This is a genomic window from Flavobacterium sp. NG2 (assembly GCF_034119845.1).
Taxonomy (GTDB): Bacteria; Bacteroidota; Bacteroidia; order Flavobacteriales; family Flavobacteriaceae; genus Flavobacterium.
This window is the reverse complement of record NZ_CP139420.1, coordinates 3,027,428-3,039,595: the sequence shown is the minus strand read 5'-3', so window position 1 is coordinate 3,039,595 and position 12,168 is coordinate 3,027,428.

Below are 12,168 nucleotides of genomic sequence, written 5' to 3'. Positions count from 1 at the left end.
ACCCCCCACCCCCAACCACCCACACACCAACCCCACCCCACCCCACACACACCCCCACCCCAACCCCCCACACAACCCCCACACCAACCACCACCCACCACACCCACCCACCACACCACACCCCCAACACCCACCCACACCCACACCACACCCCAACCACCCACCACAAACCAACACAACCCCCCCCCCCCCCACCCAACCACCCCACCCAACCCCAACACACCCCACCCAACCCACCACACCCACACCACAAACACCCACCAACCCCCCACCCAACCACCACAACCACACACCACCCCCAACCCACAACCACACCCCCCACCCCAACCCCAACCCACCCCACCACCCCCAACACACCCCACCCACCCCACCAAACCACACCCACACCCACCCACCCCCAACCCACCCCCCACCCACCCAACCCCACCCACCCCCACACACACCCCCCCAACCCACCCAAACACCCACCCACACCCCAAACACACCCCCACCCCCCACCCCCACCCACACCCCCACACCCCCCCCCAACCCAAACCCCCCCACAAACCACACCCACACCACCACACCCCACCCCACCCACAACACAACCCCCACCCACCCCAACACCACCCCCCAACACCACCCAACACACCACCCCACCCCACAACCCCCCCCCCCCCACACCCCCAAACAACCCCCACCCCAACCACCACCCACAACCCCCACACCCCACCAACCACCACCCACCCCCCACCACAACCCCACCCCCCCACCCAACCCCCACAACCCCCACCCCCACCACCCCCCACCCACAACACACCCACCCCAAACCCCCCAACAACCAACCACAACCCCACACCCACCCACCAACCACACCACCCCACACACACCAAACACCCCCCACACACCCCCAACCACCCACCACCAACACAACACCCCACCCCCACCCACACCCCCAACAACACCCACCCCAACACCCACCAACACCACCCCCCCCCACAACCCCCACACAACCCACACACCACAACCAACACCCACCCCCACCACCCCAAACCACCACCCCCAAACACCCACACAAACCCCCCCCCACCAACCACCACCCACACCCACACCCCCCCACACCACCAAAACAACACCCCCACAACACCCCCCACACCACCCCCAACCCCAACCACCCCAACACCAACCCCACACCACCCCACCCCACACCACCCACCACCAACACCCCACAAACAACCCACCCCACCACCCCCCAACACCCCCCCCACCCCCACCAACACCACCCCACAACCCAACCCCCACCCCACCACCACACCCCCCAACCCCACCCACCCCAACAACCACCCACCCACACACCAAAACCACACCCCCCCCCACACCCCCCCCCCACCCCCCCCACACACACACCCACACCCCCCAACACCCCACCCCCACACCACACCACCCCAACACAACACCCACCCACACCCCACCCCACCCCCAACCCCAACCACCCACACCCCACCACACCCCAACCCACCCCCACAACCCCAACACCCCCACCCCCCCCCAACCCCCCACCAACCCCAAACCCCCCCCCCACCCACCCCACAACACCCACCACCCCAACACACACCCAACACCCCCCAACCCCACACCACCACCCCAACCACACCCCCACCCCCCCAACCACCCCACACCCACCCCCACACACCCCCCCCCCAACACACCACCAACCCCCCCCACCCCCCACACCCCCACCCCCCACAAACCACCCACCAACAACACCCCCAACCCCCACCACACCCCACCCCCCCACACACCCACCCCCCCACAACACCCCACCCACCCCAACCCCCCCCCCCCCCCCCAACCCACAACACCCCCACACCCCACACCACACCACCACCCCCCCCCACACCACAACCCACCCCCACACCACAACAACACCCACCCACACACCCCACACAACACCCCCCCCCCACCCAACCCCACCACCACCAAACCCCACCCCCCACCCACCCACCACCCCACCCCACCCAAACCCCCACCAACCCCCACACCCCACAACAAACACCACCAACAACCCCCCCCACCCACCACACAAACCACAACCACCCCCACCAACACCCACCCCACCCCCCCCCCACCACCACCACCCCAACCCCCCAACACACCCACCCACCCAACACACCCCCCCCCCCCACCCCCCACCCCCCCCAACCCCCACCACCCACCCCCCACCCCAACCCCCACCACACCCACACCACCCACCCCCCCCACCACCCACCCACACACCCCCCCCCCACACCCCCACACACCCCCACCCCACCCAACCCCACCACCCCCCACACCCACAACCCCCACCCACACCCCCCCCAACCCCCACCCACAACCAACACCACCCCCAACAACACCACACCCCCCACACCCCCACCCCCACAAACACCCACACACACCCACACCCCACCAACCCCCCCACCCCCCCCCCAACCACACCACCCACCACACACCCACCCACCCCACCCACCCCCCCAACCCCACACCCCCCACCCACCCCCACCACACCCAACCCACCCCCCCCCACCCACCAACACACCCACAACCACCCCCCCCAACCCACCACCCCACCAACACCCACACCCCCCCAACCACCCCAACCCCCCCCCCACCCCCAACCCCCCCCACCCCCACCCACCCCACAAACACACCACCACCCCCACCACCCCACCACCCACACCACCCCACCACCCCACCCCCCACCCAACCCCCCACCCCCCCCCACCCCCACCCACCCACCCCAACCCCACACCCCCCCCCCCCCCACCCCAACACCCCCCACCCCCACCACACCCCCACCCCCCACCCCAACCCCCCACCCCCCACCCACCCCCCCCCCCCCACCCACCCACACCCACACCCCCCCCACCCCCCAACCCCACCCCAACCCCACCCACCCCACCCACCCCACACACCCCCACACCACCCCCAACCCAACCCAACACCCCCCCCAACCCACCCAACCCCCCCCACCACCCCCACAACCCACCCCCCCCACCCCCACCAACACCCACCCACCCCCCACCCCCACCCAAAACCCCCCACCCCAACCCCCACAACCCCCCCCCACAAACCACCACCCAACCACCCCCCCCAACCACCCACCACCCCACACCCCACCCACCAACCCCCCCACAACCCAACACCACCAACCACCCCCCACCCACACAACCACCCAACCACAACCCCCCCACACACACCAAACCCCCCACCAACCCCCACCACCCCACCCACCCCAACACCCCCCAACACCACCCCCCCACCCCCAACCCACCAACCCCCACCCCACCCCACCACCCCCACCCCACCCCCACAACCACACACCCACCCACCCACCCCCACAACAACCCACCAACCCACACCCCCACACCCACACCCACCCCCACAACCACCCACCCCCCACACCAACCCCACCCCCCCCACAACCCCCCCCCACCCCACCCCCCCCCCCAACACCACACCCCCCACCCAACACCCACCCAACCACCCACCCCCCCCCACCCCACCACCCACACCCACCCACCAACCCAACCACCCCAACACCCCACCCACCCACCCACACACCCCCAACCCCCCACCACACACCCCACCCCCACCCCCCCCACCACCCCACCCCCCCAACCCCCCAACCACCACACACCACCCCCCCACACCCACCCCCAACACACCCAACCACCCCACAACCCCCACCCCCCCAACACACCCCCACCCCCCACAACCCCCACCACCCCACCCCAACACCCCCCACAACCACCACACCCCACCCACCCCCCCCACCACCCCCAACCACCCCCACCCCACCACACCCACCACCCCCACACACCCCACCAACACCCCCCAACCCCCCACCAAACACCAACACCACAAACCCACCCCACACCACCACAACCCACCACCCCCCCACACACACCCACCCCACCCACCCCAACAACCCCCCACCCCCCACCCCCCACACACCCCCCCCACCCACCCACCCAACACAACCCCCCACCACACCAACCCCCCACCCACCACCCCCCCACCAACCCCCACCACCCACCCAACCACCCCCAACCACCCCACCCCCCACCCCCACCACACCCCCCCCCACACACCCCCAACCCAACCACCCAACCACCCACACCACCACACCAAACCCCCCCCACACCCCCCACACCCAACCCCCCACCCCCCCACACACCCACCACCCCCCAACCACCCCACCCCCCACCCCAACCACAACCCACACCCCCCCCCCACCCCCCCACCCCCCACACACCCCCCACCCCCAACCCCCACCCACCCACAACACCCACCACACCCCCACCCCCACACACCCCCCCCCCCACCCACCCCACACCCACACCCCCCCCCCACCACAACCCCCCCACCCCCCCCCCCACCCCCACCCCCCCCACACCACCCCCACCACCCCACCACCCCACCCCCCCCCAACCACCCCCCCACCCCCCACCCCCCACACCACACACCCACCAAACCCACCCCCACCCCCCACCCCCAACCCCCCCCACCACACCCCCACCCCACCACCACCCACCCCACCACCACCCCCACCCACCCCAACCACACCACCCCCACCACCCCCCCCACCCCACCCCCACACCACCCCCCACCCCCCACCCAACACCCACCCAACCCACAACCCCCCCCACCACCCCCAACACCCCCACACCCCACCACCCACCCCACCCCCCCCCAACCCCCCACCACCCACCACCAACCCACCCCCCCCACCCCCCCCCAACCACCCCCACCCAACACCACCACACCCACCCCACAACCCCCACCCACACCAACACCCCACCCCCCCCACCCCCCCACCACCACCCCCAAAACCCCCCCCACCCCACCCACCACACCCACAACCCCCAACACCCCCACCCCCCAACCCCCCACCACACCCCACCCCAACCACCCCCCACCAACCACCCACCCCCCCAACCCAAACCCCACCCCCCACCACCCCCACCAACCAACCACCCACACCCAAACACCCACCCCCACCCCCCCACCCCAACACAAACCACCACCCACCAACACACCCCCCCACCCACCACCCCACAACCCCACCACACCCCCCCCCACCAACACCCACCCAACCACCAACCACCCAACCACACCCCACCCACCCACAACACCCCACCCACCCCACCCCCCCACAACCCAACCACACCCAACCACAACCCCCCCCCACCCCCCAACCCCCACACCACCACCCAACCCCCCCCCCCCACCCCCCCCCCCCCCCCACACCACCACCACCCACCCCCCACCCCCACCCCAACACCCACACCCACCCCCCAAACCCCCCACCCACCCACAACCACCACCACCCCCCCCCACACCACACCCCACCACCCCCACAACCCAACCACAACACCCCCCCACCACACCCACCCCACACACCCAACACCCCCCCACCACAAACACCCACACAACCCACCAACCCCACCCACACAACACACACCCCCACCCAAACCCCACCCACACCCCACCACCCAACACCACACCCACCCAACCACACCCCCACCCACAACACACACCCAACACAAACCCACCAACCACCAAACCCCCAACACCCACACAACCAAACACCCACACCAAACACACACCAACCCCCAAACCAACAAACCCCCCACCCACAACCACCCACACCACACAAACACCCACCCCCAACACCCACCCAACCAACCCCCAACAACCCCAACACCCCCAAAACCAACCACCACCCCCACCCCAACCACCCACCACACCCCACAACACCCCCCCACAACAACCACACACCACCCCCAACAAACCCCACCCAACCCCCCCAACCACAACCCCCCACACCCCACACACCCCCAACCCAACCCCCCACCACCACACCAAACCACCCCCCAACACCCCCACCCCACCAACCCCACCCCAACCACACCCCACACCCCACCCACCAAACCACCCCCACCCACCACCACCACCCCCCCCACCACACCCCCCACCCCAACCACCACCCAACACCCCACCCAACACCCACAAACAACCCCACCCACAACCACCACCAAACCACCACCCCCACAACCACCCACCAACAACCCCACACCCCCAACCCCACCCCCACCCACCAACAACCACCCACAACCCCCCCACCCACAACAACCCCACCACCACCAACCCCCACACACCAACCCCACCCACCAACAACACCCAAACCCACCCCACCACCCCAACAACCCCACCAACCAAACCCCACACCCCACCCCCACACCACCAACACCACCCCCACCCCCACCAACACCCCCCAAACCACAACACCCCACACCCCACAACCACCCACCAACCCCACCCCCCACCCACCCCCCCCCACCACACCACAACCCCCACCCCAAACCCCCACCCCCCACCCACCCCCACAACCCCAAAAACACCACCCCCACACCCCCACCCACACCACCCCCACCACAACAACCAACCCCCCAACCAAACCCCCACCAAAACCACCCACCCCCACCCCCACCACCACCACACACAAACCCACCACCCACCCCCACCCCCACACCCCCACCCCAACCCCCACCAACCCCAACCACCCCACCCCCCACACCACACCCCCCCCCCCACCCCCCCAAAACCCCACCCCCACCACCACCCCAACCCCACAACCACCCCCACCACAACCCCACCCACCCACCACCACCCCCCCACCACCCACCCCCCCCCACCACCCCAACCCACCCCACACCAACCCACCACACACCCCACACCACCCCCCCACACACCACCACCCACCCCCCACCAACCCCCAACCCCCACCCAACCCCCACCCACCCCAACCACCACCCCCACCACCCCACCCACCACACCCCCCCACCCCCCACCCCACAAACCCACACCCCCCACCCCACCCCCCCCACCCACAACACCCCACACCCAACCACCACCCCACAACCCCCCCCAACAACCACACACCCACAACCCCACCCCACCACCCACACCCCAACCCCCCACCCCACACAACCACCCCACCACCCACACCACCCAACCAACCACCCACACAACCCCCAACACCCCCCCAACCACCCAACCCACCACCCCCCACACCAAACCCACCCACCCCACACACCCCACCCCCACACCCCAACCCCCACCAACCCACCCCACCCACCCCCCAACACCACCCCCCCCACCCCACCCACAACCACCCACACCCCCCCACCACAACCCCCCACCCCCCCCCACACCCCACCCCCACAACCCCCCAACAACCAACCCCCACACCCCCCACCCAACCACCACACCCCCAACCCACCCCACCACACCCCACACCCCCAAACACCCACCACCACCCACCCCCCCACCCACACACACACCCCCACCAACCCACCCACACCCCAAAACCCCCCACCCAACCACCCCACACCACAACACCCCAACCAAACCACCCCCCACCACCCCCACCCCAACCAACCCCCAACACCACACACCCACACCCCCAACACCACAACCACCACACACCCACACCACCCCCCCCCCACCCCCAACAACCCCACACCCCAACCCACCACCCCCACAACACCCACCAACAACCACCCAACCCCCCCCCCACCACAACCACCCACCCCCCCAAACCAACCCCACCACCCCCCAACCCACCCAACACAAAAACCACCACAAACCCCACCCCCACAACCCCACACACCACCCACAACCACCCACCCACACAAAACCCCAACACCCCAACAAACCACACCCACACACCTCCAACACCACACCCCCCCAACCCACCACCCCAACCCCACCCCACACCCCCACCCAAACCCCACACCCCACAACCCCACACACACCCCCAACCCCCACCCCACAACCCCAACCCCCACAAACCCCCCCCACCCAACCCCCCACCACCCACCCCACCCCCCCCCACACCCCACAACCACACCACCCCCCAACACCCCAAACACCCACCCCACCACCCCCCACACCCCCCCACACCCACACCCCCAAACACACCCAAAACCCCCACACCACCCCACCCCCACCCCCCCCCCCACACCCCACACACCCACCCCAACACCAACCAACCCCACCCACCAACACCCCACACCACACCCCCCCCCCACACCCCCACACCACCCCCCACCCCCACCCCCCCACCACACCCACCCCCCCCCCCAACAACCACACCCCACCCCACCCCCACCCCACCCCCCCCAACAACACCACACACCCAACCCCCCCACACAACCCCCCCCCACCACACACCAACCCCCACCACCCCACCCCCACCCACCCCCACCACCACCCACCACCAACCCCCCACCACCCCCCCACCCCCACCCAACCACCACACCCAACACCACCCCACCCCCAAACCCCACAACCAACACCACCCACCCCCAACACCCACCCACCCCACCCCACCACCCCCACACACCCCACACCCCCACCCCAACCCCCAACCCCCCCAACCCACCCCCCCCACACCACAAACCCCCAACACAACCACCAACCCCCCACCCACCCACCCCCCAACCCCACCCCCCACCCCAACACACCCCCACCACCCCCACCCACACACACAACCCAACACCCACCCCCCACCCCCCCCACCACCCCCCACAAACACCAACACCCCCACCAACCCACCAACCCCCACCCCACCCACACCACCAACCCCAACCACCACAACCCCACCCCCACCCAACAAACCACAACCCCCCACCCCACCCCCAACCCCCCAACCCCCCCACCCACCCAACAACCACCCCCCCAACCCACCCCCCCCCACACCCCCCCACCCCCACCACCCCCCCACCCCCCCCCCCAACCCCCCCCCACCCCACCCCCCACCACCCCACAACCCCCCCCACCCCCCCAACCCACACCACAACCCCCCCACCCAACCACCCACACCAACACCAACACACCCCCAACCCCCCACCACCCCCCCCAACCCCACCCCCACACCCACCCCCAACCCACAACCCCACAACACCCCCCCCACCCACACCACCCCCCACCCCCCACCAACACCACCCAACAACCCCACACCCCCCACCCACACCACCCCCCACCCACCCAACCCACCCCCACACCACAACCCCACCCACCCCCACCACCCCCCCAACCCAACCCCCACCACACCACCACCCCCACCCCACCCCCCACCCACCCCCCCCCAAACCCACACCACCCCCAAACACCACCCACACCACACCCCCCCCACAAACCCCCCCCACCACCCACCACCACAACACCCCCACCCCACCCCCCCACCACACCCACCACCAACCACCCCCCCCCACCACCACACCCCCACACCCCAACCACCCCCACCCCCCCACCACCCCCCCCACCCCCCCCCACCCCCACCCACCCCCCAACCCCCCCCCCCACCCCCACACACCCAACCCACCACCCCCCACCCCCCCACCCAACACCCCCCCCCCCCCCCCACACCCCCCCCCACCACCCCCACCCCCCCCACCCACACCCACCCCCCCACACCCCCCCACCACCCCACACCCACCCCCCCCCCCACACCCACCCCCACACCACCACCCACACCACCCCCACACCCCCACCCCCCAACCCCCCACCCCCCCCACCCCCCACACCACCCCACCCCACCCCCACCACCCCACCCCCAACCACACAACCACCCACCCCACCAACCACCCCCACAACCCCCCCCACCCACCACCCACCACCCCACCCCACAACCCCACACCCCCACACCCACCACACCCCACCCACCCACCCCACACCACCCCCCACCCACACACCCCCCCCCCACACCCACCCCCACCACCCCCACCCCACCCCACCCCCCCACCCCACCCCCACCCCCACCCCCCCCACCCAACCCCACCACCCACCCACCCCCCCCACCCCCCACCCACAACCCCACCCAACCAACCCCCACCCCCAACCCCCCACCCCCCCCACCCCACACCCCCCAACACCCCACCCCACACCAACCCCCCACCCCCCCCCCCCCCCACCCCCACCCACCCCCCCCCCCCACACCACCCCCCACCACCCCACCCACCACCCCCCCCCCCCACCCCCCCACACCCCCACACCACACCCCCCACACCACCCACCCCCACCCAACACCCCCCCCACAACCCCCAACACCCCACCACCCACCCCCACCCCACCCCCCCAACCCCCACCCCCCACCCCCCCCCCACCCCAACCCCCCACACCCAACCCCCACCCCCACCCCACCCCCCACCCACCCCCCACACACACCACCCCCCAACCCCCAACCACCCCCCCCCCACCCCCCAACCCCACCCCCACCACAACCCACCCCCACCCCCCCCACCCCCCCCCCCCCCACACACCCACCCACACCCCACACCCCCCCACCCCACACCACCCAACACCCCACACAACCCCCCCCCCCACCCACCCCCCCCCACACCCCCCCCCCCCAACCCCACCAAAACCCACCCCCACCCACCCCACCACAACCACCACACCCCCCCACAACCACCCCACACCCACCCCCCCACCACCCCCCCACCCCCCACCCCCCCACCCCCCAACCACACCCACCCCCCCACCACACCCCACCCCCCACCCCCCCCCCAACCACACCCACCACCACACCCCACCACCACCCCACACCCACACCACCCCAACCACCCCCCCACCACACCACCCAACCCACCCACCCCCACCCCCCCCCCACCACCCCCCCCACACCCCCACCCACCCACCCCCCACCCCACACCCCCCCCCCCCCACACCCAACCCCCACCACCCCCACCCACACCAACCCCCACCCCAACCCCCCCCACCACCCCAACCCACCCCCCCCACCCCACAACACCCCCACCCCCCACCCCCACCCAACCACCCACCCCACCCACCCCCCCACCCACCCCCACCCAACCCACACACACCCCACCCCCACCCACCCCCCCCCCCACCACCCCCACCCCACACCCCCCCCCCACACACCCCCACCCCACCAACCACACCACCACACCCCCCCAACCACCCCCACCCCACCACCCACCCACACCCCACCCCACCCCACCACACCCCCCACCACCCCCCCACCAACCCACCCCCCCACCCCACACCCCCCCCACCCACCACCCCCCACCAAACCCCACCCACCCCCCAACACCCAAACCACCAACCCACCCCACCCCCCCACCACCCCCACCCAACCACCCCACCACAACCAACCCACCACCCCCCACCACAAACCCCAACCACACCAACCACCCCCCCCCCCCCACCAACCCCACCACCCCCCCACCCCCCCACCCCAACCACACCCCCCCCACCACAACACCCCACCCCCCACCCCACCAAACACCCACCCACCCCCAACACACACCCCCCCACACACCCCCCCACACCCACACCACCCAAAACCCACCACCCACACCACCACACACCACCAACCCCCCACACACCCCACCACACCCAACACCCCACCAACACCCACCACCCAAACAACCACCCCACCCCCCACCAAACCCCCCACACCCCCCCCACCACACCCCACCACCCCAACAACCCACACCCCCCCACCCCCCACCACACACCCCAACCCACACCCCCCAACCCCACACAACCCCCACCACCCCCACCCCCACACCCCACCACCCCCCACCAACCACACCACCCCCCCAAACCCCACCCCAACCCCCCCCCCACACCACCCCCACCAACCCACCACCCACCCCCCCACACAACACACCCCCACCAAACCAACAACACCCCCACCCCACCCCAAACCACCACCCAACCCCACCAACACACCCCCCACCCCACCACAACACACCCACCAACACCCCCCACCCAACCACCCCACACCCCACCCCACACCACACCCAACACCCCAACCCCACCACCCCACACCCCACCACCCACCCACACAACCACCCCACCAACACACCCCACACACCCCACCCCCCCCCCCCAAACACCCAACCACCCAACAACACCCCACCACCCCCCACCCCCAACACACCCACCCCCAACACACCACCCCCCCACCCCAACCCCCCCCACCCACACACACCCCCACCCAACACCACCCCCCCCAACCCCCACCCCCACCCCACCCCCACCAACCCACACCCCCACCCACACACCAACCCACCAACCCCACCACCCCCCACCACCCACACCCCCCACACA